We start from the raw sequence: 22,057 nt of genomic DNA on the forward strand, positions 1-22,057 counted from the left end.
TCTCAATGAAATATTTCCGCCTTGTTACACTCGTTGTTTATTAAGATCACAGCAACACTTACAATTCATGACACTTTTTGCCAATCTCGGCGCTTAACAGGTTCAGAACATGACAAACCGTAATCGCATTGGCCTTACCTGGATTAGCTATTTCTCCTATGCGCTCACTGGCGCACTGGTGATCGTTACCGGTATGGTGCTGGACAATATCGCGCAGTATTTCCAGCGCCCTATTTCAGAAATGAGCAACACCTTCACATTCCTTAATGCGGGCATTTTGGTGTCGGTGTTCCTGAACGCCTGGCTGATGGTGATTGTGCCGTTGAAGCGTCAGCTGATCTTTGGCTTCGTGCTGATGATTCTCGCCGTTGCGGGTCTGATGACCAGCCACGATCTCACCGTCTTCTCGCTGTGCATGTTCATCCTCGGCGTGGTGAGCGGCATCACCATGTCGATCGGTACTTTCCTGATCACTCATCTGTACGATGGCCGTCAGCGTGGCGCACGTCTGCTGTTTACCGATTCGTTCTTCAGCATGGCGGGCACCATCTTCCCAATCATCGCCGGTATTTTGCTGGCTCGCGCGCTGCCGTGGTATTGGGTGTACGCCTGCATCGGTATCATTTATGTCGCCATCTTTGTGCTGACGCTGTTCATTGAGTTCCCGGTACTGAAAAGCGAAGCCGCTGAGCCAGGCGTTGAGAAAGAGAAATGGGGCATCGGCGTGCTGTTCCTGTCGATTGCGGCGCTGTGCTACATCCTCGGTCAGCTCGGCTTTATTTCGTGGGTGCCGGAATACGCCACCAAATCGATGGGCATGGATATCGCCGCTGCTGGTCAGCTGGTGGGTAACTTCTGGACCGCATACATGGTCGGCATGTGGGTGTTCAGCTTCGTGCTGCGCTTCTTCGATCTGCAGCGCATCCTGATGGTGCTGGCCGCGCTGGCAACCGGTTTGATGTACTGGTTTGTCACCTCTAAAGACGCCAGCATGCTGCACTGGATCATCATGACGCTGGGCTTCAGCTCAAGCGCGATTTACACCACCATCATCACGCTGGGATCGCTGCAAACCAAGGTCTCTTCACCGAAGCTGGTGAACTTCATCCTGACCTGCGGCACCGTCGGCACCATGCTGACGTTCGTGGTGACCGGCCCAATCGTGGCACAAGGTGGCGCACATGCCGCGCTCTCTACCGCTAACGGTTTGTACGCCGTGGTGTTTGTGATGTGTGTTCTGCTCGGCTTTGTGACCAAACATCGCCAGCACGGCCACGTAACGCACTAAGTTTGATGGGCGGACCTCGGTCCGCCCTGCTCCTCAGCGTTTGAAGGTTACCGCTTCTTTTTCCGCTAAATAGATCTCGCTGCTGGCGGGCTGCGTCGCTGCCACCAACACGCCTTTACGCACTGAATAACGTACCGGCACCTGCCGCCGCACCGCATCAAATCCACTCTCCGCCGGCAGAATAATCAAACTGGCATCATTACCTGCCTCAATACCGTAATTCGCCAGCTGCATGGTCTTGGCGCTGTTCGTGGTGATCAGCTGCAAGCCATTATTAATCTGCTCGTAGCCCATCAACTGGCAAACATGCAATCCCATATGCAGCACCTGCAACATGCTGGCAGTGCCGAGCGGATACCAGGGATCGAACACATCATCGTGCCCGAAACAGACGTTGATGTTTGCTTCCAGCAGCTCTTTCACTCGCGTGATGCCACGACGTTTTGGATAGCTATCAAAGCGCCCTTGCAGATGGATATTCACCAGCGGATTGGCAACAAAGTTGATGTTAGAAAGCTTGAGCAGACGGAACAGCCGCGACGTATAGGCATTGTTGTAGGAGTGCATCGCCGTGGTATGACTGGCGGTGACGCGCTCACCGTTGCCATCACGGTGCGCCAGCGCCGCCACGGTTTCCACAAAGCGCGACTGCTCATCGTCGATCTCGTCGCAGTGCACATCCACCAGCCGATCGTAGCGATTAGCCAGCGCAAAGGTTTTATGCAGCGACTCCACGCCGTATTCGCGGGTGAATTCGTAGTGCGGAATCGCGCCCACCACATCCGCGCCCATGCGCAGCGCCTCTTCCAGCAACGCTTCACCGTTGGGATAAGAGAGAATGCCTTCCTGCGGAAACGCCACAATCTGGATATCGATCCACGGCGCCATTTCCGCTTTCACTTCCAGCATCGCCTTTAACGCGGTGAGCGTGGGATCGGAGACATCCACGTGAGTACGCACATGCTGAATACCGTTGGCAATTTGCCACTTCAAGGTCTGTTGCGCGCGCTGTTTCACATCGTCACGGCTCAACAACGCTTTGCGCTCCGCCCAGCGTTCGATGCCTTCAAACAGCGTGCCGGATTGGTTCCAGGCGGGTTCGCCGGCGGTTTGCGTGGTGTCGAGATGAATATGCGGCTCGATAAATGGCGCGCTCGCCAGTCCGCCCTGCGCATCCAGCGCGTCCGGCTGCGCTACGGTTTGCGGCGGCTGCGGGCGAATCTGCGCAATCTTGCCGTTATCGATTTCGATCTGCCACAAGCCCTGCTGGCCCGCTAAGCGCAGGTTGTTGATCCACTTCAGTGACGGGTTTGCCATGCCGTACTCCTGTTAAACGCAAAGCCTAAAGCTAGCATGAAAAAGGGAAACCAACGTAGGGTCGTTATTTATGGCGACCAGAACAATAACCAAACAAATAAGCCACTTAACTAATTCGTTCAAAATCAGCTACATACCTCAAAATAGGTATATAGGGGCGCGCTTGATGTACATCAATAAGCGTCAAAAGCGCCGCGTTAAGGTAGGCGCAGATACCGCAATTTTTGAGGCAAGCATGAGCAAGCACAGTGTCGTTATTATTGGCAACGGCATGGTCGGCCACCGCTTTATAGAAGAACTTATCGACAAAGATCAATCCAGTGAGTTTGCGATAACCGTTTTCTGTGAAGAGCCCCGCGTCGCCTATGACCGCGTCCACCTTTCCGCCTATTTTTCCCATCACACCGCCGAAGAACTCTCGCTGGTTCGCGAAGGTTATTATGAAAAGCATCAGGTTAATCTGCTGCTTGGCGAACGCGCCATCACCATCAACCGCGACGAAAAACTGATTCACTCGAATACCGGTCGCGCGGTGCATTACAACACGCTGATTTTCGCCACCGGCTCTTATCCGTGGATTCCGCCAATCACAGGCGCGGACGGCAGCGATTGCTATGTCTATCGCACCATTGAAGATCTCAACGCCATTGAAGCCTGTTCACGTCGCAGCAAACGCGGCGCGGTGATTGGCGGCGGCCTGCTAGGGCTGGAAGCAGCAGGCGCACTGAAAAATCTCGGCGTCGAAACCCACGTCATTGAGTTCGCACCGGTGCTGATGGCGGAACAGCTTGATCCTCAAGGCGGTGAACAGCTGCGCCGTAAGATTGAGCAGATGGGCGTATTCGTTCACACCGGCAAAAACACCCAGCAAATCGTCCATCATCCACAAGGCGGCAAAACGCTGGAATTTGCTGACGGCAGCGCGCTGGAGGTCGATTTCATCGTCTTCTCCACCGGCATCCGCCCGCAGGACAAGCTGGCCAAACAGTGCGGCCTGCAGCTGGGCGCACGCGGCGGTATCGCCATCGACGATCACTGCCAGACCAGCGATGTGCACATCTTTGCGATTGGTGAGTGTGCCGCCTGGCAGAACCGTATTTATGGTTTAGTCGCGCCAGGCTACAAGATGGCACAGGTCGCCAGCGACCGGTTGGTTGGCCGCGACAACGCGTTTGCGGGCGCGGATATGAGTGCCAAGCTAAAACTGCTGGGTGTTGATGTCGGCGGCATTGGTGATGCGCATGGCCGCACGCCGGGCGCGCGCAGCTTCGTGTGGCTCGACGAGCAGAAAAATATCTATAAGCGGCTGATCGTTAGCGAAGATAACCGCACGCTGCTCGGCGCGGTGTTAGTCGGTGACACCAGCGATTACGGCAATCTGCTGCAGCTGGCGCTGAATAACATCGCGTTACCGGAAAATCCGGCCTTGCTGATCCTGCCTGCGGGCAGCGGCGAGAAACCGGTGATGGGCGCTGATGCGCTGCCGGACAGCGCGCAAATCTGCTCCTGCTTCGACATCAGCAAAGGCGATATCGTCAAAGCGGTGCAAGGCGGTTGCCACACCGTTGCGGCGCTGAAAACCGAAACCCGCGCCGGAACCGGCTGCGGCGGCTGCATTCCGTTGATTACTCAGGTACTGAACGCTGAACTGAGCCGTCAGGGCATCGAAGTTAACAATCATTTGTGTGCGCACTTCCCCTATTCGCGTCAGGAGCTGTATCACCTGATTCGCGTGGAAGAGATCACATCATTCGACGCGCTGCTGGCGAAATATGGTCAGGGCTACGGCTGCGAGGTGTGTAAACCGACGGTCGGTTCGCTGCTGGCGTCCTGCTGGAATGAATATGTGCTGAAGCCACAGCTCGCGCCGCTGCAGGACAGCAACGACCTGTTCCTCGGCAATATCCAGAAAGATGGCACTTACTCGGTGATCCCGCGTTCGGCCGGCGGTGAAATCACGCCGGAAGGATTGATGGCGATTGGCGCCGTGGCGCGCCAGTACAATCTCTACACCAAGATCACCGGCTCGCAGCGTATTGGCCTGTTTGGTGCGCAGCGCGACGATCTGCCGGCTATCTGGACGCAGCTGATCGATGCCGGTTTTGAAACCGGACAAGCGTATGCCAAAGCGCTGCGCATGGCGAAAACCTGCGTCGGCAGCGTCTGGTGCCGCTTTGGCGTGGGCGACAGCCTCGGCTTCGGCATTGAGCTGGAGCATCGCTACAAAGGCATTCGCACTCCGCACAAGATGAAGTTTGGCGTCTCCGGCTGCACGCGTGAATGCGCCGAAGCGCAGGGCAAAGACGTTGGCATCATCGCCACCGAGAAAGGCTGGAACCTGTATGTCTGCGGCAACGGCGGCATGAAGCCACGTCACGCCGATTTGCTGGCCGCCGATCTCGATCGCGATACGCTGCTGCGCTACCTCGATCGCTTCATGATGTTCTACATCCGCACCGGCGACCGCTTGCAGCGCACCTCGCTGTGGCTGGAAAGCATGGACGGCGGCATCGACTATCTGCGCAGCGTGATTATCGATGACAAACTCGGCCTGAATACACAGCTGGAAACCGAGCTGGCGCGTCTGCGTGCGGCGGTGGAATGTGAGTGGACCGCAACGGTACAAAACCCACAGCAGCAGTCGCACTTCAATACCTTTATCAACAGCGATCGGCGCGATCCGCTGGTACAGCATATCAACCAACGCGATCAGCATCGTCCGGCGCAACCCGCCGAGCGCATTGCGGTCACTCTGATTGAGGAGATTGACGCATGAGCCAGTGGCATTCGGTGTGTGAACTCAGCCAAATTCTGCCTGCGACAGGCGTTTGCGCGCTGATCAACGGCCAGCAGATTGCCATCTTCCGCCCGCGCGACGATGAGCAACTCTACGCATTAAGCAATATCGATCCTTTCGCCCAGGCCAGCGTGTTGTCACGCGGCCTGATTGCCGAGCACCAGCAGGCGCTGTGGGTGGCAAGTCCGCTGAAGAAACAGCGCTTCCGCCTGAGCGATGGCCTTTGTCTGGAAGACGAAGCGCGCTCGGTGGCGAGCTATCCAGTGCGCGTGAGCGATGGCAAGGTTGAGATCTGCGCCTGACTGCATTCCTTCACTTTATGAGACGTCACTATGTTTACTGACACCCTGAATAAATGCGCCGCCAACGCGGCGCGCATTGTGCGTACCGCGCAGCACAGCCCGCTGGCCTTCTGGATCAGCTCGGCGATGGCGGGCGCCTATGTTGGCCTGGCGATTATCCTGATCTTCACGCTCGGCAATCTGGTCGAGCCGGCTTATCGCCCGCTGCTGATGGGCGCGACCTTCGGCATAGCCTTAACGCTGGTGATCATCGCCGGTTCCGAGTTGTTCACCGGTCATACCATGTTCCTGACTATCGGCGTGAAAGCGGGCAGCATCAAGCAAGGTCAGATGTGGTGCGTGCTGCCGCAAACCTGGCTGGGCAATCTTGTCGGTTCAGTATTGGTCGCGCTGATTTATTACTATGCGGCAGGTCCGCTGCTGCCGAATGCCGGATCGCTGCTGCACAGCGCGGCGCTGGCGAAAACCACGCAGACCGCCATGGCGCTGTTCTTTAAAGGCGCGCTGTGTAACTGGCTGGTGTGTCTGGCGATTTGGATGGCGGTGCGTACCGAAGGCACGGCGAAGTTCATCGCCATCTGGTGGTGTTTGCTGGCGTTCATCGCTTCCGGCTACGAACACTCGATTGCCAACATGACGGTCTTTGCGCTGTCGTGGTTTGGTCAGCATAATGCGGACTTCACAATGAGCGGCATCGGCCACAATTTGCTGTGGGTGACGCTGGGCAATATGTTCTCCGGCATGGTGCTGATGGGGCTCGGTTATTGGTACGCCACACCGCAGACGCAGCGCCCGCAGGCCGAAGCGCAAGCCGCGCCGCTCAAAACGGCATAACATTTTTTCAGCCCGCCTCACGCGGGCTTTTTCAGGATGAGCTATGGACTACTTTCCGCTGTTTTGCCGCCTGCAAGGCAAACGCTGTTTGCTGGTGGGCGGTGGCGATGTAGCAGAACGCAAGGCGCGTTTGCTGCTGGACGCTGGTGCCGATTTGCAGGTTGGCGCGCTGGATTTCTCCCCCGCTTTTCAGCAGTGGGCACAACAGGGAAAGGTGACCTTATTACCCGGCGCATTTGATGAGCACTGGCTCGAAGATTGCTGGCTGGTGATTGCCGCCACCAATGATGATGCGGTGAATCAGCAAGTTGGCGATGCGGCGGAGTTGCGCCGCATCTTCTGCAATCTGGTGGATGCACCGCAGGAAGCCAGCGCGATAATGCCATCGATTGTCGATCGTTCGCCGCTGATGATTGCCGTGTCGTCTGGCGGTCGCGCGCCGGTGCTGGCGCGTTTACTGCGCGAAAAACTCGAAGCGATGCTGCCACAACATCTTGGTGAGTTAGCGTCATTAGCCGGATCGCTGCGCAGTCGCGTCAAACGTACCTTTAACAGCATGGCGCAGCGGCGTGCTTTCTGGGAGCGCTTCTTCGTCAGCGATCGGCTGGCGCAAACCCTGGCGAATGGCGATCGGCCACGCGCGGAACACATCGTCGAAACCCTGTTCGATGCGCCGCTGTCGCAGCAAGGCGAAGTGGTGCTGGTGGGCGCCGGGCCGGGCGATGCGGGGCTGCTGACGCTGAAAGGCTTGCAGCATATCCAGCAGGCCGATGTGGTGGTGTATGACCGCTTAGTCTCCGAGCCGATTCTCAATCTGGTCCGCCGCGATGCGGAGCGCGTCTTTGTCGGCAAACAAGCCGGCAATCACTGCGTACCGCAATCGCAGATCAACCAGGTTTTACTTGAGCAGGCGCAGAGCGGCAAGCGCGTAGTGCGACTAAAAGGCGGCGATCCCTTTATCTTCGGCCGCGGTGGTGAAGAGCTGGAACTGCTGGCGCAGCACCACATCCCTTTTAGCGTGGTGCCGGGTATTACGGCCGCCTCGGGCTGCTCCGCCTACAGCGGCATTCCGCTGACGCATCGCGACCACGCGCAGAGCGTGCGTTTCGTCACCGGTCATTTGCAGCAGCATGGCGAAATCGAGTGGCGCAAGCTGGCCGCAGAACAGCAAACGCTGGTGTTCTATATGGGGCTGGCACAGGCGCCGGAAATCCAGCAGCAGCTGTTACAGCACGGCATGGATGCCGCGATGCCGGTGGCGATTGTGCAGAATGGCACCACGCCGCAGCAGCGCGTGGAGACCGCAACGCTGGCGGAACTGGCCACGCTGGCGCAGCAGTTTGCCAGTCCGGCTCTGATTATTGTTGGTCGCGTAGTGGAACTGCGTTCACAGTTACGCTGGTTCTGACACGGCAAAAAACTGTACAGCGCTGCGCTTTGTCGCCAGACTACAGGCCATCTTTCTCATCAATAAGGAGTTTCCATGCGCGTTGCTTCACTGATTTGCGCGTTGTTATTGCCGTTGAGCGTGGTTGCTACCGCTGCACCTGTTACCTGGTCGAACGTGGTGGGTGAATGGCAAGTGGTGGCAGTAAAGCCAAAGAAGGAAATGGGTCAGATCTATATCAAGAATGATCCGCAGTTTATGGGCGCGCGCGTGGCGTTTAAGCCAAATGCGATAACCTGGACGCGCGGCACAGCCGAGCGCAGCATCAATCCTTCCGTCGATAACTGCAACGCTAAACCACGTCTTAGCGCCGCCAATGGCGCAGGCCAGGATCGTGATTTCACCTTCCGTTATGGCTTCAATGTGAGCTGTGGCAACCAGGCTTGGGGACCGGCGCCAGGCGCGGTGATCAGCGTGCTGGCTGACGGTAACGCCCGCTTGTTCTGGGATGGCGCGGAACTGGCGTTACATCGCATCAAATAAAAAACGGCGGGTCATGATGACCCTCCGTTCTGTTCTATCCCGCTAGCCGCTTACGGCTGTGCGACAAAGCCTACCGCTTCGTACACTTTCTTCAGCGTTTCCTGCGCATGGGCGCGGGCTTTCGCTGCGCCATCACGCATCACCTGATTCAGCAGCTCTTCATCGTTACGAAAACGATGATAACGCTCCTGCAGTTCGGTCAGCATGCCTGAAACCGCTTCAGCCACTTCACCTTTCAGGTGGCCGTACATTTTGCCTTCGAACTCTTGCTCCAACTGCGCAATGCTTTTACCGGTCACGCCCGCGAGAATATCCAGCAGGTTAGAAACACCGGCTTTCTCTTTAACGTCGTAGCGCACCACTGGCGGCTCGGCGGAGTCAGTCACCGCGCGTTTGATCTTCTTCACTACCGCTTTGGTGTCTTCCAGCAGACCAATCACGTTGTTACGGTTGTCGTCTGACTTGGACATTTTCTTGGTCGGCTCAAGCAGCGACATCACGCGTGCACCCGATTTCGGAATGAACGGCTCAGGCACTTTGAACACATCGCCATAAAGCGCATTGAAACGCTGGGCGATATCGCGGCTCAGCTCCAGATGCTGCTTCTGATCTTCACCAACCGGCACCTGATTGGTTTGATACAGCAGGATATCGGCCGCCATCAGCACTGGATAATCAAACAGGCCGGCGGTGATGTTTTCCGAGTAGCGCGCGGATTTATCTTTGAACTGCGTCATGCGGCTCAGTTCGCCGAAATAGGCGTAACAGTTCAGCACCCAGCTCAGCTGCGCATGCTCTGGCACGTGCGACTGAACAAAGATGGTGCTTTTCGCCGGGTCGATGCCGCAGGCAAGATAGAGCGCTAAGGTATCCAGCGTAGCTTTACGCAGCGCGGTGGGATCCTGACGTACGGTGATGGCGTGCAGATCGACGATGCAGTAAATGCAGTGGAAATCATCCTGCATCTGCACCCACTGACGCAGCGCACCCATATAGTTGCCAATGGTCAGTTCACCGGAAGGCTGGGCGCCGCTGAAAACGATGGGTTTGCTCATGTTATGTCCTGATAATCACAGCCCGATAGCGGGCAAAAGTTCGTCAAAAGAGTCGAGAGTTAAATCGGGTTGGCTTGTCGCAATCGGCTCACCGTAGTTGTAGCCAAATGTCATACCGATGTTCGGTACGCCTGCCGCCTGGGCCGCGAGAATATCATTGCGGGAATCGCCGACAAACAGCAATTGTCCCGGAAGCACGCCAAAATGACCAAGGACGAGGAAAATGGCTGCCGGATGGGGCTTTTTCACAATCACGTCGTCACCGCCGATAATCTGCGTGAAGTACTCGGCAATTCCGAGCGACTTCAACAGCGGTGCCACAAACGGCGTGGGCTTGTTGGTGACGATCGCCAGCGGTAGACCTTTCGCCTGCAAGGCCGCCAGCGTCTCTTTCACCTGCGGGAACAGCGTGCTGCCCGCTTCCACCGTTTGCGCGTAATACTTATCAAATAGCGCACGTGCATCGCGTTGCTCTTCGGCATGCGGCTCGCGTCCCAGCGCCCAGGTCAGCGCGCGGGTCATCATCACGTCGGCGCCGTTACCAATCCAGGTCGAGGCCAATGCCAAACCCGGCGGCGGCAGCTGCAGATCGCTCAAGGCATGATCGATGGCTTGTGACAAACCGGGCGCGCTATCAACCAGCGTACCGTCGAGATCAAACGCCAGCGCGCGGATATCAGTGAAATGAGCCATTAACTTTCTCCAGTTCGCCACGCATCTCATCGATCACTTTTTTGTAATCCGGATGACCGAAGATCGCCGAACCGGCCACAAACATATCGGCACCGGCGGCAGCAATCTGGCCGATGTTATCGATCTTCACGCCGCCATCCACTTCCAGACGGATGTTGTAGCCACTCTCATCAATCAGGCGACGCGCCTGACGCAGTTTGTCGAGCGTACCAGGAATGAAGGATTGACCGCCGAAGCCTGGGTTCACCGACATCAGCAGAATGATATCCAGCTTATCCATTACATAGTCGAGGTAGTCGAGCGGCGTCGCAGGGTTGAATACCAGACCCGCTTTGCAGCCGTGCTCTTTGATCAGCTGCAGCGTGCGATCAACATGCTCGCTGGCTTCCGGGTGGAAAGTGATGAAGGTGGCGCCGGCTTTCGCGAATTCCGGGATCAATGCATCCACAGGTTTAACCATCAGATGCACATCAATAGGTGCAGTGATGCCGTAATCGCGCAGCGCTTTCAGCACCATCGGCCCCATCGTCAGATTGGGAACGTAGTGGTTATCCATCACATCGAAATGGACCACATCACCACCTGCCGCCAGCGCTTTGGCGGTGTCTTCACCCAAGCGCGCGAAGTCAGCAGCCAGAATTGAAGGGGCCAGTAAAAATTGTTTCATCCGATTCTCCCAATTTTGTGCGCCAGCCTGAGCTGGCGTAATGCCTTGGTCGCGGACGAAACAAGCTAGCGGAAAAGCGCCAGCAGTTCGTCGACTTGCGTGCGACCACTTATGCTTCGGCTGATGGAACGCCGGGCTTTGACTACGTGTAAATCCGCATTCTGATACCACTCACGCGTGAGCAGCGTATCGTGATTTGAAATCAGTACCGGGATGCGGTTTTGCTGCGCCAGCTTATTGGCCAGTTCCGCCAGATGCTGCTGCTCGCGCAGACTAAAACTGTTGGTGTGGTAAGCGGTAAAATTCGCTGTCGCCGAAAGCGGTGCATACGGCGGATCGCAATAAACCACTGAGCCTTCAACGGCGTTGTTCAGAGTAACATCGTACGATTCACAGACAAAGGTCGCTTTTTGCGCCCGTTCGGCAAACCATAATAGCTCCGCTTCCGGGAAGTACGGCTTGCGATAACGACCAAATGGCACGTTAAACTCACCGCGCAAATTGTAGCGGCACAGACCGTTATAACCGTGGCGATTGAGATACAGAAACAGCACCGCGCGCTGATATTCATCTTTGCTCGCATTAAAAGCGATGCGCTGCGCGTAGTAGGTTTCTGCCGTGTTGCCTTCAGCGTTGAAGAGCTGACGCGCGTCTTCTATGAAAGCCGCAGTTCGCGTTTTGACGATGTTATACAGATTGATGAGATCACCGTTGATGTCCGCCAGGTGATAGCGGTCATAATCGGTGTTGAGGAACACGGAACCGGCGCCGACAAAGGGTTCAATTAGACAATCACCTTGTGGCAAATGACGACGGATGTCATCAAGGAGCGGGTATTTTCCTCCGGCCCATTTCAGGAAAGCGCGATTTTTTTTCATGCTGTCGTGGTTATTACATCTTAATTATTGGCTGTGGTGGAACCGACAGCAGCTCTGCGCTTTAAACGGGGCCGCATGTTTACGGCCCCACATCAATTACTGACTTTCTTTCTTCACCTGGCTAAGCGGTTTTACCCATGGATTAGCTGCTCGTACTTCCGCTGGCAGCGATGCCACGGCGCGTTTCGCATCGGCTGGCGTGGCGTAAGCACCGCTCACTAACACATACCAAGGCTCGCCGTTACGCGTGGTTTTATACACGTGATAACCGCTCAGGTTCTGTTTTCTCGCCCAGGCGTTCAGGCTCTCTTCTTTCGACGCGCCACTTAACTGCAGCGTGTAGTTTCCGCCCGAAGGCAGCGATTTACTGGCACCGCTCGAACTGGCAGGTGCGGAATTACGCGTCGCAGTGGTGCGGGTGTTGTTCTCTTTCACGGGTGCCGGTTTAGTGGCGGCCGCTGTTTTATGCGGCGTCGACGCGTGCGTCTCGCGTGTACCGCTGTTGCTGGTGCGCGCTGGGGTCTCTGAACGCATGGCTGGCGGCGTAATCGCTTTACCGTTGCCGCTGACCGTGGCCGGTGCGGTTGGCAACGAGCTATTACCCTGCGCGCCTTGTGCTGCGGCATCGACAGAACCTTGCTGATTGTTCAGCGCAGTATTGAGATCGCCCGGCAGCGTGACACGCTGCTGATTGGCTGGCGTATCCACAGGCGCAGCTTGCGTCGGCGTAGAGGAGACTGATGGCATCGAAATGGATTGGCCGTCGCTACTCGCTGGTGCAGCCGTGCCCGCTGTGTTTTGCGGTGCGCTGCCATCAGCAGAAGGCGTGGCGTTTTGCTGGCCGCTCATGGACGTCGATCCCGAAAGGTCGATATTCTTTTCGCTGCCACCGGCAGAAGGTGCCGCGCCGTTATTTGCGGTATTGTTTGCAGGTTTCTTCTCGTCTGGGCCGGTTAATGCTGAACCAATCCCCAGCACCACCAACAGCAGAACCAAAATACCAATGCCCATCATCATATGTTGACGAGAAACCGGTACTTTCACTTTCGGCGCAGAAGACGATTTGCGTGGCCGCGTCGGACGGCGGTCACTGGCGTCAGGTTTTAACTCGTCTTCCGGTTTGAACTCATCCATTTAGCCTCCTCCGTAAAACGACGCGCTTCCCACACGCCGCATCACCACTCACTTCTAATAATCAGGGTTTCTGGCAATCGTTGATTGCTGCCAGCACCATATCATGTGCCACACCGCCACGCACTTCAGAGCGGCCAATAGCGAGAGGCAGCACCAGACGCAGCTCGCCCGCCAGCACTTTCTTATCGCGCATCATGTGTGGCAAATAATCTTCCGCCGCCATGCTCGCTGGGCCATGTACAGGCAAACCAGCACGCAGTAGCAGCGCGATAATGCGATCGGTTTCAGCAGAGGTGAACTGCCCTAAACGTTCAGCGGTACGTGCGGCCATCACCATGCCAGCTGACACTGCTTCGCCGTGCAGCCAGTTGCCGTAGCCCATGTGTGCTTCAATCGCATGACCAAAAGTATGGCCCAGATTGAGCAGTGCACGTACGCCAGTTTCGCGTTCATCAGCCGCAACCACTTCTGCTTTCAACTCGCAGCAGCGACGGATGCAGTAAGCCAGGGATGTTTCATCCAGCGCCAGCAGAGCATCAAGGTTCTGCTCCAGCCACTGGAAGAATTCGCCATCAAGGATAATGCCGTATTTGATCACTTCCGCCAGACCGGACGCTAATTCGCGCGGTGGCAGAGTGGCCAGGCAAAGGGTATCCACCACGACAGACGCGGGCTGATAAAACGCCCCAATCATGTTTTTGCCGAGTGGATGGTTAACCGCGGTTTTTCCACCGACGGAGGAGTCAACCTGAGACAACAACGTGGTCGGCACCTGAATAAAGCGCACGCCACGCTGATAGCTGGCCGCAGCAAAGCCGGTCAAGTCACCAATCACGCCACCACCCAGTGCAATCAACGTGGTATCACGACCGTGCGGCTTTTTCAGCAGCGCGGTGAATACCTCGTCCATGACCGCCAGCGTTTTGTACTGCTCACCATCAGGCAAAATGACCTGATCTACCTTAATGCCGGCATTGCTGAGCAGCGCTGACAGGGGTTCAAGATAGATCGGCGCCAGGGTCTGGTTTGTCACCAGCATGGCATTGTCGCCTGCTTTGAGCGGCCAAAAAGAAGCCGGATCGTTAAACAGTCCGGCAGCGATGGTGATGGGGTAACTGCGATCCCCGAGTGAGACAGTGATCTTCTCCATGATGACCGATACCTATTGCTGAGCCCTCAGGGCGCTGGATTAGTTCTTTTCCAGCATGTTGATGATCTGATTGGCCACCACTTTTGCACTCTGATCGTCAGTGCGAATAGTGACATCAGCGATCTCTTCATAAAGCGGATTACGTTCACCAGCTAGCGCTTCCAGTACTTCGCGCGGCGGTGATTCAACCTGCAACAGCGGACGCTTTTTATCACGCTGGGTTCGAGCAAGTTGCTTTTCGATGGTGGTTTCAAGGTATACGACCACACCGCGGGCGGAGAGACGATTACGGGTCTCGCGGGATTTGACTGAGCCGCCACCGGTCGCGAGGACAATGCCTTGCTTCTCGGTCAGCTCATTAATGATCTTTTCTTCACGATCGCGGAAGCCTTCTTCGCCTTCCACATCAAATACCCAGCCTACATCCGCTCCGGTGCGTCGCTCAATTTCCTGATCGGAATCGAAAAATTCCATATTGAGTTGCTGAGCCAACTGACGACCAATAGTGCTTTTGCCGGCACCCATCGGCCCAACCAGAAAGATATTGCGTTTCTCTGCCATTTTATCGGTATTACTAAGAATTCGTTGATGATACCCCGCGTTCAGCGTAGCTGGCGGGACAGGAACTGAGACCTCATGAGCGTTAACAAGAGTCAGACGGAAAATTATCTCAACACTCATGGCCGTTTGGCAACCGAATAAATTGCCCCCGGCGACCTCTTAACAGGACCGGTCTGTGGTTCGCGAGACGGTAACGCACCTCCGCTAATCCGCTATATTTCGTGCTACAGGCACGCTGGCCGGGGTCATCCACTGTAATCGCTTACCGATGTAAGCACAGTGCATTCACTCATTTAACGTCTTACTGGAGCTCGAATTATTTTGGAGATATTTCTTTTGACGTCAGTATCGCTTGTGACCAACGTCATTCGGAAGGTTATTCTGCCGCGTTCCGTTACACCGTTTTGAAAATCGCTAAACCTTGTAAGCTAATTCCAGCCCTGCGTCAACGCAGTTGGCCTCACAGAGCGAATTTTCCGCTTTATCCGGCAGTAAGCGCTGCTTCCCTGACCAGTCGGGGAGTAATAAAGATCACCAGCTCCTTTTTCTTCTGCTCATCGGTTTGCTGACGGAACAAATTGCCCAGTAACGGCAGATCGCCAAGCCCAGGCACGCGTTTTTCGCTCTGCGAACGCTGCTGCTGGAAAATGCCGCCCAGCGCTAAGGTTTCCCCATCGCGCAGCGTCACCTGAGTCTCGATCTCCTGCTTATCAATACTCAGCACCTGATTGTCGCCAATGTTTAGACTGCGTCCCGGCAAGTTCTGACTCAGCCGTAATTTGAGCTGGATGCGGCCATTTCCCAGCACCACCGGTGTTACTTCCATACCCAAAACCGCTTCCTTAAATTCAATGGCCGTCGCGCCGCTGTTGCCTGATTTGACCTCATAAGGGATTTCCGTGCCCTGCTTGATGCTGGCGGTTTGCTGATGCGAGGTAAACAAGCGCGGACTGGCGATGATTTCGATTTGATTCTCCTGCTCCAGCGCACTCAGCTCGAGGTTGAGCAACTCGCCGCTGACCTGGCCCAACGTCACGCCTGCGCGAAACGCCGGATTGCTCACCGCCAGTGGAATCTCGAGCAACGGGTTGCGAAGCGCCTGCGTCACCACTTCTGCCGGTGACGTGCCCCAGTTCACGCCCAGCTCACGCAGATGCTCTTCATTGATGGTGACGATGTGCGCGGTGAGCTCAACCTGCTCGAGCGGTAAATCCAGCGCTTTTAACCAGCGTTCGGTGTCACGCAGCGCCTCAGCCGTGTCGCGCAGCAGCAAACTGTTGGTGCGGCTATCGACCGTGACGCTACCGCGCGGCGTCATCAACGAACGCTCGGCTTGCAGACTGCGATAAATATCGCTGGCGCTGGCGTAATGCAGTGTCACAGTTTGTTGCTCCAGCGGCGTTTGCTGTTTTTCCTCCTCGCGTTCCTCCTTTTCCTGTTGCACCTGTAACTGCTGCCAGCTTTCCGGGTAGACCAGCAAAACGCCCTCTTCCTGCACCACGGTGAGTTTTGCTAACTTCATTACCAACGCGAGCGCGCGATCCCAGCCAACATTGTCTAAGCGCAGCGATAACCGACCTTCAACGCCTGGCGCAATCAGCAGGTTGGTCTGTTGATAATCGGCCAGCGCCTGCAAAATACGTTCAACCGGCGCATCATCAAACGTCAGGCTTAAGCGGTCGTTATTAGCGCGCAGCGGCATGCTCAGACACAGCAGCATCAGTAACGTCATCCATTTCATAAAAACCTCCTTTTATTACCCATGTGATTTGCTGTGGTGTGCAGCTTTGTGCCGCACTCAGCACCAGCGTGCGCGACGTAAGCTGCACGACCTGCCAGGGCGGCTGGGGGAAAGGCGCTTGATCTTTCAGCCGATGGCTTTTGCCTTGTGGCGACACCAGCCACGCCACGTAGTGCGGCGCCGTGCCAATAATGCCCTGCAAACGCCAGCCTTCTGGAGCAGCAACCTGCGCCTGACACAGCGTTTCTGCCAGCGGCTGAAAAGGGTCGCGCGCCAACGCCAGCGAGCTACAGAGCAATAACAGTAATGCGCTACTCCGCATCGTCACTCTCCAGCCAAAGTTGCGTATTCAATACGCCCTGCTCGGCGTGCAGCTGAAAGCGTTGTGGCACCGGTAATCGGGTGTTGGCTAATTCGCTAAACAGCGGCAGAAATTGCGGCCAGATCAGCCTTAACTGCAGCTGTTGCGGCTGGCTATCCGGATGCCAGGCTTCCAGCTGGCTGCCGCGCGCCGCCACGATTCGCTCCAGCGTTTGCTGATTACCCGCATCTTTCGTGAGTTGCTGAAGCTGGCTAATCTCGATCTGCAAGGCATCAATCGCCGGAAGTGAAGCCAGTTGCTTTAGCCGCTGTTGCTGCTGTTGCCGCATCTGTTCCATCTGCCGCGCTTGCGCTTCATGCATCTGCTGCTGCGGCCAAAGCAGCACAATCCACGTCAGCGCAAACAGCAGCAGCGATAACATCAGCAGCCACACCATACGCAGCGGTAGCGTTAGCATCAGCCAGCGCTGCAGGAATTCATTCATCTGTCACCTCCTGCACACGCGCATGTAAAGCAAAGCGATAGTCGCCGCCCGCCTCGCGCTTCACGCCGCCCTGCTTTACGCTGCTGAACAGCGGCTGGGTGATGAGCTGACGACGGAAATCACTGACTGCCGCCATGCTCTGCGCCTGCCCTTCCAGCACCAGTTGCCCTTGCCGTCGCTCGAGGCGATTCAGCCACAAGGTGTCAGGCATCAACTGCGGCAGTTGCTGCCAAAAATGCTGCCAGCGCTGATGCTGCTCTTGCCGCTGCAGCTGTTCCTGCTGCGCCTTAAGTAGTGATTCACGCAGCTGCAACAGCGATTGCTGCTGTTCCAGCTGTTGCTGCAGCGCATTGAGCAGATAAGTAATTTCCATCAGCGCGTTCGTCTGTTGCTGCCGCGCACTGACACCGCGCCACCACAGCAATGAGAGGATGAGCAAAGTCACCGCCAGCGTAAGTAAGAGCAGCGAGATGCTCTGCTGGCGCCGCCGCTGCGATTGCTGGATGCGCCAGGGAAGCAGGTTAACCGCCAGCATCAGACATCCTCCGGGCGCAGCGCCAGCCCAAGCGCGATGGCAAAAATACCTTCCTGCGTGGGCAGCGGCGGTTGCAGATAATGCAGCAGTGAAAACGGTTTACAGCGTTTAACCTGCTCCTCGGGCAACACCTGGTTTGAGGTGCAGAATACGCTTTCCATCTGCGGGAAGGTTTCGCGCAGCTGCGAGAGGGTGAGAGGTTCGGTGGCCGAGCCTGAAGTGGCACTTTCACCCGCCAGCGTCCACAGCCAGTGATCGCTTAGCGGATGAATCAATAACTGGTTGTGGCGTAACGGCAGCCGCATGGCGATCTGCGTCAGCGCCAGGCTGCTCAGTTCGAACACGTCCGGGCGCAGACCGGCCTGCTTGAGCGGCGTCAGCCATTGTGCAATCACCTCACGCCGCGCGGCGGTGACGCACAGCGAAGAATCTTTGCCCGGCGATCGATAATCCAGCGACAGCGAAGCGGGCTCGACGGGAAACAGGCGCTGTGCGGAAGCCGCCACATAGCGCCCCAGCGCGGGCTCACGCAGCGAGGTTTCCGGCATGGGCAAAGTGCGTTGCAATACCAACTGCGGCGGCAGGCCAACGCGCAGTGAATAGCGTTTCGGCAGATGGCGCTGCCAGCGCCCTAACATATCCAGTAACGCAGGCGTGGTTTGCAGCACGCCGTTTCTTAACGTATCTTGCGGCAGCGTTTGTTGCCACCAGTGTCGCAACTGCCAACCATGACGTCGACGTTCGATGCCAAGGGCGCACAGTTGCCCGTTTTGGATGTCCAGTCCAATTTGCCAGCGCTGAAAAGCCATACGCATGATCTCCTTATCATTGAAGGTAATGAGCTCTAATACCCGGCCAACTTCAATTATTGCGGGTATATCAAAGCGTCAGGCTTGTCTTTATACTACCGCGCGGTTGCTTATAAACTGCTCAAACGACAACAGATGGGAATTCTCAGGTGAAGTTCGTAAAGTATTTATTGATCCTTGCAGTGTGTTGCATTTTGCTGGGAGCCGGCACGGTTTATGGTTTGTACAAATACATAGAGCCGCAGCTGCCTGATGTGAACACATTGAAAGATGTGCGCCTGCAAACTCCTATGCAGGTTTACAGCGCGGATGGCGATCTGATCGCCCAATACGGTGAGAAGCGCCGTGTCCCGCTGACTCTGAAACAGATGCCGCCTGAGTTAATCAAAGCGTTTATTGCCACCGAAGATAGCCGTTTCTACGAGCATCACGGTGTCGACCCAGTGGGGATTTTCCGTGCAGCCAGCATTGCGCTGATGTCCGGTCACGCCTCGCAGGGCGCCAGTACCATTACTCAGCAGTTGGCGCGTAACTTCTTCCTCAGCCCGGAACGCACCTTGATGCGTAAGATTAAGGAAGCGTTCCTCGCGATCCGTATCGAGCAGCTGCTGAGCAAAGATGAAATTCTTGAGCTCTATCTCAACAAGATTTATCTCGGCTATCGCGCGTACGGCGTGGGCGCGGCGGCGCAGGTCTATTTTGGTAAACCTATTGATCAACTGTCGCTGAGTGAAATGGCGATGATTGCAGGATTGCCGAAAGCCCCTTCGACCTTCAACCCGCTCTATTCTCATACGCGTGCGCTGGCGCGTCGCAATGTGGTGCTGGCCCGTATGCTGGATCAAAACTACATCACGCAGCAGCAATATGACGACGCGCGCAACACGCCGCTGGCGGCCAGCTATCACGGTCCGGAAATCGCCTTCTCTGCACCTTACTTAAGTGAAATGGTGCGTCAGGAGATGGTGAAGCGTTACGGCGACCGCGCTTATGAAGATGGCTATAAGGTTTACACCACCGTCACTCGTCATCTGCAGGAAGCGGCACAGCAGGCGGTGCGAAACAATGTGATGGCGTACGACATGCGCCACGGCTATCGCGGCCCGACCAATGTGCTGTGGAAAGTGGGCGAAGCGAGCTGGGATCAAACCCGCATCCAGAACGCGCTAAAAAATCTGCCGACTTACGGACCGCTGAATGCTGCGGTGATCACCAGCGCCAGCGCCGATCAAGCCACAGCAATGCTGAAAGATGGCAGCAGCGTCACGCTGAATATGGCGGGCGTACGCTGGGCGCGTGCTTACAAATCTGACACGCTGCAAGGCCCAACGCCGCGCAGCGTGACGCAGGTGTTGCAAGCCGGTCAGCAGATTTGGGTGCGCAAAGTGAATGACGACTGGTGGCTCGGCCAGGTTCCGGCGGTGAACTCCGCGCTGGTGTCACTCAACCCAGAAGATGGTGCGGTGCGCGCACTGGTCGGCGGTTTCGACTTTAACCAAAGCATGTTTAACCGCGCGACCCAGGCATTGCGCCAGGTGGGCTCCAACATCAAGCCATTCCTGTATACCGCAGCAATGGATCGCGGTTTAACGCTGGCATCGATTCTCAACGACGTACCGATTTCGCGCTGGGATGCCGGTGCAGGTGCCGACTGGCGTCCGAAGAACTCACCGCCTACTTATGCGGGCCCAATCCGTTTGCGTCAGGGCTTAGGCGAGTCGAAAAACGTGGTGATGGTGCGTGCGATGCGTGCGATGGGTGTGGATTATGCGGCGGAATATCTGCAGCGTTTCGGCTTCCCGGCGCAGAACATCGTGCATACCGAATCGTTAGCCTTAGGCGCGGCGTCCTTTACCCCAATGCAGGTGGTTCGCGGCTACGCGGTGATGGCGAACGGCGGCTTCCTGGTTGATCCGTACTTCATCACTAAGATTGAGAACGAACAAGGCGGCGTGATCTTTGAAGAGAAACCGAAAATTGCCTGTCCGCAGTGCAACTTGCCGGTAATCTATGGCGATACCAAAAAGTCGGTCGCGCTGAACGAAGAGAGCGTCGAGAATGTCGCGACTTCCGATCAATCGCAGAACCAAACCGTGCCGCAGCCGGAGCTGGAGCAAGTTCCTGCCCAACCGCAGCCGGGTGGCGAGCAGCAGTATGCCCCGCACGTGATCAACACGCCGCTGTCATTCCTGATCAAGAGCGCGCTGAACACCAACATCTTCGGCGAGCCGGGCTGGATGGGGACGGGCTGGCGTGCCGGTCGTGACCTGAAGCGTAATGATATCGGCGGCAAAACCGGTACCACCAACAGCTCAAAAGATGCGTGGTTCTCCGGTTACGGTCCGGGCGTGGTGACGTCAGTGTGGATTGGTTTCGATGATTCACGCGCGCTGGGTCGCTCAACCATGTCAGGCGCGATTCCGGATCAGATCTCCGGTTACGAGGGCGGCGCGAAGAGTGCGCAGCCAGCATGGGATGATTATATGAAATCTGCGCTGGAAGGCGTGCCGGTGCAGCCGCTGACACCGCCAGATGGCGTGGTCACCGTTAACATCGATCGCGGCACCGGCAAGTTGGCCAATGGCGGCAACTCGCGTCAGGAGTACTTCATCAACGGCACGCAGCCGACGGAGTATTCGGTGCATGATGTGGGCACCACCATCATGGACAACGGCCAAAGCCACGAACTGTTCTGATCAAAAAAGCCGGCAAATTTGCCGGCTTTCTTTTTTATAGCATGATGAAATTTAGTAGCTTAAACGGCCCTGCTTCACCAGCCACTCGCGCACCATAAACAGCGCACTGACGTTACGCGCTTCGCGGAAGTCCGGTTCATCCAGCAGCGCCAGCAGATTATTCAGCGGCCAACGATGGACGATCAGCGGCTCCGGCTCATCACCTTCCAGCTTCTCTTCGTACAACCCTTCCGCCACCACAATGTTCATCTTGCTGGAGAAATATGAGGGCGCCATGGTCAGCTTGCCCAGCGCTTCCAGTTTGGTGGCACCAAATCCCGCTTCTTCTTTCAGTTCGCGATCGGCCGCTTCAAAGGCGCTTTCGCCAGGATCGATCAGCCCTTTTGGAAAGCCCAGTTCGTAACTTTCCAGACCGACGGCGTACTCCTGAATCAGGATCACGTCATCGCCAATAATCGGCACAATCATCACCGCTTCACGATCGGAAGGTTTCATGCGTTCATAGACGCGGCGCGCGCCGTTGCTGAAAGCGAGATCGACCGCTTCGATAGTGAACAGGCGGGAGCGGGCCACCGCTGCCACATTGAGGATGTCAGGTTTTTTCATTGGGGTTTTCATATCAGCCTCAAACTTAGCACAACCCTGTGAAACGTGATGACGCCAGCATACCGAAGCCAGAACTATTGTGCGACACGCAGCGTAAGTAAACTATGGTGACACATATTCACTTACGGCTGCTAACAACTTCTTGTTATCTATGCAGTTAAAAATTCACAATAAGTCAACGGTGTATTGTTAAATTCAGAAAATACCGATATTTAATTGAGTCATGTCTGGTTAACATCCCGTTGAGGAATAATCTAA

The 22,057-nt window shown here is 56.2% G+C and carries 21 protein-coding genes; 7 read left to right on the forward strand and 14 right to left on the reverse strand.

Annotation, left to right across the window (positions count from 1 at the left end; genetic code table 11):
- The first annotated feature begins 109 nt into the window (after window positions 1-109).
- Window positions 110-1,288 (forward strand): MFS transporter TsgA, encoded by a 1,179-nt coding sequence (tsgA, locus tag AC6I8A_RS17995; protein ID WP_497818852.1) that lies wholly within the window; start codon window positions 110-112, stop codon window positions 1,286-1,288.
- Between the two features lie 33 nt (window positions 1,289-1,321).
- Here the strand turns inward: tsgA and AC6I8A_RS18000 are convergent, their stop codons facing one another.
- Complete coding sequence (locus AC6I8A_RS18000; RefSeq protein ID WP_256697653.1) at window positions 1,322-2,605, reverse strand: cytosine deaminase; 1,284 nt, start codon at window positions 2,603-2,605, stop codon at window positions 1,322-1,324.
- Between the two features lie 235 nt (window positions 2,606-2,840).
- Between AC6I8A_RS18000 and nirB the strand changes: the two genes are divergently transcribed.
- The 5 genes from nirB (at window position 2,841) to AC6I8A_RS18025 (ending at window position 8,468) form a co-directional block, all read left to right on the forward strand.
- Window positions 2,841-5,381 (forward strand): nitrite reductase large subunit NirB, encoded by a 2,541-nt coding sequence (gene nirB / locus AC6I8A_RS18005; protein WP_497818853.1) that lies wholly within the window; start codon window positions 2,841-2,843, stop codon window positions 5,379-5,381.
- A complete protein-coding gene (nirD, locus tag AC6I8A_RS18010) occupies window positions 5,378-5,704 on the forward strand; it encodes a nitrite reductase small subunit NirD (RefSeq protein ID WP_256697656.1) in 327 nt (108 codons plus the stop codon). The genes nirB and nirD overlap by 4 nt, the downstream gene beginning before the upstream one ends.
- A gap of 30 nt (window positions 5,705-5,734) precedes the next feature.
- Window positions 5,735-6,538, forward strand: a complete 804-nt coding sequence (nirC, locus tag AC6I8A_RS18015) for a nitrite transporter NirC (RefSeq protein WP_436332425.1) — start codon at window positions 5,735-5,737, stop codon at window positions 6,536-6,538.
- Between the two features lie 43 nt (window positions 6,539-6,581).
- Window positions 6,582-7,946 (forward strand): siroheme synthase CysG, encoded by a 1,365-nt coding sequence (gene cysG, locus AC6I8A_RS18020; RefSeq protein ID WP_497818854.1) that lies wholly within the window; start codon window positions 6,582-6,584, stop codon window positions 7,944-7,946.
- A gap of 75 nt (window positions 7,947-8,021) precedes the next feature.
- Complete coding sequence (locus tag AC6I8A_RS18025; RefSeq protein WP_256697659.1) at window positions 8,022-8,468, forward strand: hypothetical protein; 447 nt, start codon at window positions 8,022-8,024, stop codon at window positions 8,466-8,468.
- 50 nt (window positions 8,469-8,518) lie between these two features.
- On the opposite strand, the gene trpS is transcribed toward AC6I8A_RS18025, so the two are convergent.
- From trpS to pilM, 12 genes are all read right to left on the reverse strand, one after another.
- Window positions 8,519-9,523 carry a tryptophan--tRNA ligase gene (gene trpS, locus AC6I8A_RS18030; protein WP_154194058.1) on the reverse strand — a complete coding sequence of 335 codons (1,005 nt, stop codon included), beginning with the start codon at window positions 9,521-9,523 and terminating at the stop codon, window positions 8,519-8,521.
- Between the two features lie 15 nt (window positions 9,524-9,538).
- Window positions 9,539-10,216 (reverse strand): phosphoglycolate phosphatase, encoded by a 678-nt coding sequence (locus tag AC6I8A_RS18035; RefSeq protein ID WP_061719727.1) that lies wholly within the window; start codon window positions 10,214-10,216, stop codon window positions 9,539-9,541.
- Window positions 10,200-10,883, reverse strand: a complete 684-nt coding sequence (rpe, locus tag AC6I8A_RS18040; RefSeq protein WP_008107883.1) for a ribulose-phosphate 3-epimerase — start codon at window positions 10,881-10,883, stop codon at window positions 10,200-10,202. Before rpe ends, AC6I8A_RS18035 begins: the two co-directional genes overlap by 17 nt.
- A 65-nt stretch (window positions 10,884-10,948) precedes the next feature.
- The gene (dam, locus tag AC6I8A_RS18045) at window positions 10,949-11,761 is read right to left on the reverse strand and encodes an adenine-specific DNA-methyltransferase (protein WP_008107884.1); all 813 of its coding nucleotides are present in this window, start codon (window positions 11,759-11,761) and stop codon (window positions 10,949-10,951) included.
- 96 nt (window positions 11,762-11,857) lie between these two features.
- On the reverse strand, window positions 11,858-12,895 hold the full coding sequence (locus AC6I8A_RS18050; RefSeq protein ID WP_256697660.1) for an SPOR domain-containing protein: 1,038 nt from the start codon (window positions 12,893-12,895) through the stop codon (window positions 11,858-11,860).
- Between the two features lie 61 nt (window positions 12,896-12,956).
- Window positions 12,957-14,045, reverse strand: coding sequence for a 3-dehydroquinate synthase (aroB, locus tag AC6I8A_RS18055; RefSeq protein WP_497818855.1), 1,089 nt, complete (start codon window positions 14,043-14,045; stop codon window positions 12,957-12,959).
- Window positions 14,046-14,084: 39 nt separating this feature from the next.
- On the reverse strand, window positions 14,085-14,606 hold the full coding sequence (aroK, locus tag AC6I8A_RS18060) for a shikimate kinase AroK (protein WP_008107887.1): 522 nt from the start codon (window positions 14,604-14,606) through the stop codon (window positions 14,085-14,087).
- Window positions 14,607-15,087: 481 nt separating this feature from the next.
- Window positions 15,088-16,347, reverse strand: coding sequence for a DNA uptake porin HofQ (hofQ, locus tag AC6I8A_RS18065; protein ID WP_497818856.1), 1,260 nt, complete (start codon window positions 16,345-16,347; stop codon window positions 15,088-15,090).
- Entirely contained in the window at window positions 16,292-16,669 is a 378-nt protein-coding gene (locus AC6I8A_RS18070) for a HofP DNA utilization family protein (protein WP_256697664.1), read from the reverse strand. Before AC6I8A_RS18070 ends, hofQ begins: the two co-directional genes overlap by 56 nt.
- Window positions 16,659-17,153 carry a HofO family protein gene (locus AC6I8A_RS18075; protein ID WP_497818857.1) on the reverse strand — a complete coding sequence of 165 codons (495 nt, stop codon included), beginning with the start codon at window positions 17,151-17,153 and terminating at the stop codon, window positions 16,659-16,661. The genes AC6I8A_RS18070 and AC6I8A_RS18075 overlap by 11 nt, the downstream gene beginning before the upstream one ends.
- Window positions 17,146-17,688: a PilN domain-containing protein gene (locus AC6I8A_RS18080; protein WP_497818858.1), complete on the reverse strand. Its 543-nt coding sequence runs from the start codon at window positions 17,686-17,688 to the stop codon at window positions 17,146-17,148. The genes AC6I8A_RS18075 and AC6I8A_RS18080 overlap by 8 nt, the downstream gene beginning before the upstream one ends.
- A complete protein-coding gene (gene pilM / locus AC6I8A_RS18085) occupies window positions 17,688-18,497 on the reverse strand; it encodes a pilus assembly protein PilM (RefSeq protein ID WP_479487287.1) in 810 nt (269 codons plus the stop codon). The genes AC6I8A_RS18080 and pilM overlap by 1 nt, the downstream gene beginning before the upstream one ends.
- A gap of 149 nt (window positions 18,498-18,646) precedes the next feature.
- Between pilM and mrcA the strand changes: the two genes are divergently transcribed.
- Window positions 18,647-21,193 carry a peptidoglycan glycosyltransferase/peptidoglycan DD-transpeptidase MrcA gene (gene mrcA, locus AC6I8A_RS18090; protein ID WP_256697668.1) on the forward strand — a complete coding sequence of 849 codons (2,547 nt, stop codon included), beginning with the start codon at window positions 18,647-18,649 and terminating at the stop codon, window positions 21,191-21,193.
- A gap of 51 nt (window positions 21,194-21,244) precedes the next feature.
- On the opposite strand, the gene nudE is transcribed toward mrcA, so the two are convergent.
- Window positions 21,245-21,811 carry an ADP compounds hydrolase NudE gene (gene nudE, locus AC6I8A_RS18095; RefSeq protein WP_101762674.1) on the reverse strand — a complete coding sequence of 189 codons (567 nt, stop codon included), beginning with the start codon at window positions 21,809-21,811 and terminating at the stop codon, window positions 21,245-21,247.
- Between the last annotated feature and the right edge of the window lie 246 nt (window positions 21,812-22,057).

This window comes from Pantoea sp. X-Soil-ISGK-275 (assembly GCF_059730795.1).

Coding starts and splice junctions, on each gene's coding strand:
- nirB (WP_497818853.1), top strand. CDS start 2,841: ATGAGCAAGCACAGTGTCGTTATTATTGGCAACGGCATGGTCGGCCAC.
- AC6I8A_RS18025 (WP_256697659.1), top strand. CDS start 8,022: ATGCGCGTTGCTTCACTGATTTGCGCGTTGTTATTGCCGTTGAGCGTG.
- nirD (WP_256697656.1), top strand. CDS start 5,378: ATGAGCCAGTGGCATTCGGTGTGTGAACTCAGCCAAATTCTGCCTGCG.
- aroK (WP_008107887.1), bottom strand. CDS start 14,606: ATGGCAGAGAAACGCAATATCTTTCTGGTTGGGCCGATGGGTGCCGGC.
- AC6I8A_RS18080 (WP_497818858.1), bottom strand. CDS start 17,688: ATGCTGGCGGTTAACCTGCTTCCCTGGCGCATCCAGCAATCGCAGCGG.
- nirC (WP_436332425.1), top strand. CDS start 5,735: ATGTTTACTGACACCCTGAATAAATGCGCCGCCAACGCGGCGCGCATT.
- hofQ (WP_497818856.1), bottom strand. CDS start 16,347: ATGAAATGGATGACGTTACTGATGCTGCTGTGTCTGAGCATGCCGCTG.
- AC6I8A_RS18075 (WP_497818857.1), bottom strand. CDS start 17,153: ATGAATGAATTCCTGCAGCGCTGGCTGATGCTAACGCTACCGCTGCGT.
- AC6I8A_RS18070 (WP_256697664.1), bottom strand. CDS start 16,669: ATGCGGAGTAGCGCATTACTGTTATTGCTCTGTAGCTCGCTGGCGTTG.
- cysG (WP_497818854.1), top strand. CDS start 6,582: ATGGACTACTTTCCGCTGTTTTGCCGCCTGCAAGGCAAACGCTGTTTG.
- AC6I8A_RS18000 (WP_256697653.1), bottom strand. CDS start 2,605: ATGGCAAACCCGTCACTGAAGTGGATCAACAACCTGCGCTTAGCGGGC.
- nudE (WP_101762674.1), bottom strand. CDS start 21,811: ATGAAAACCCCAATGAAAAAACCTGACATCCTCAATGTGGCAGCGGTG.
- dam (WP_008107884.1), bottom strand. CDS start 11,761: ATGAAAAAAAATCGCGCTTTCCTGAAATGGGCCGGAGGAAAATACCCG.
- AC6I8A_RS18035 (WP_061719727.1), bottom strand. CDS start 10,216: ATGGCTCATTTCACTGATATCCGCGCGCTGGCGTTTGATCTCGACGGT.
- pilM (WP_479487287.1), bottom strand. CDS start 18,497: ATGGCTTTTCAGCGCTGGCAAATTGGACTGGACATCCAAAACGGGCAA.
- aroB (WP_497818855.1), bottom strand. CDS start 14,045: ATGGAGAAGATCACTGTCTCACTCGGGGATCGCAGTTACCCCATCACC.
- trpS (WP_154194058.1), bottom strand. CDS start 9,523: ATGAGCAAACCCATCGTTTTCAGCGGCGCCCAGCCTTCCGGTGAACTG.
- AC6I8A_RS18050 (WP_256697660.1), bottom strand. CDS start 12,895: ATGGATGAGTTCAAACCGGAAGACGAGTTAAAACCTGACGCCAGTGAC.
- tsgA (WP_497818852.1), top strand. CDS start 110: ATGACAAACCGTAATCGCATTGGCCTTACCTGGATTAGCTATTTCTCC.
- rpe (WP_008107883.1), bottom strand. CDS start 10,883: ATGAAACAATTTTTACTGGCCCCTTCAATTCTGGCTGCTGACTTCGCG.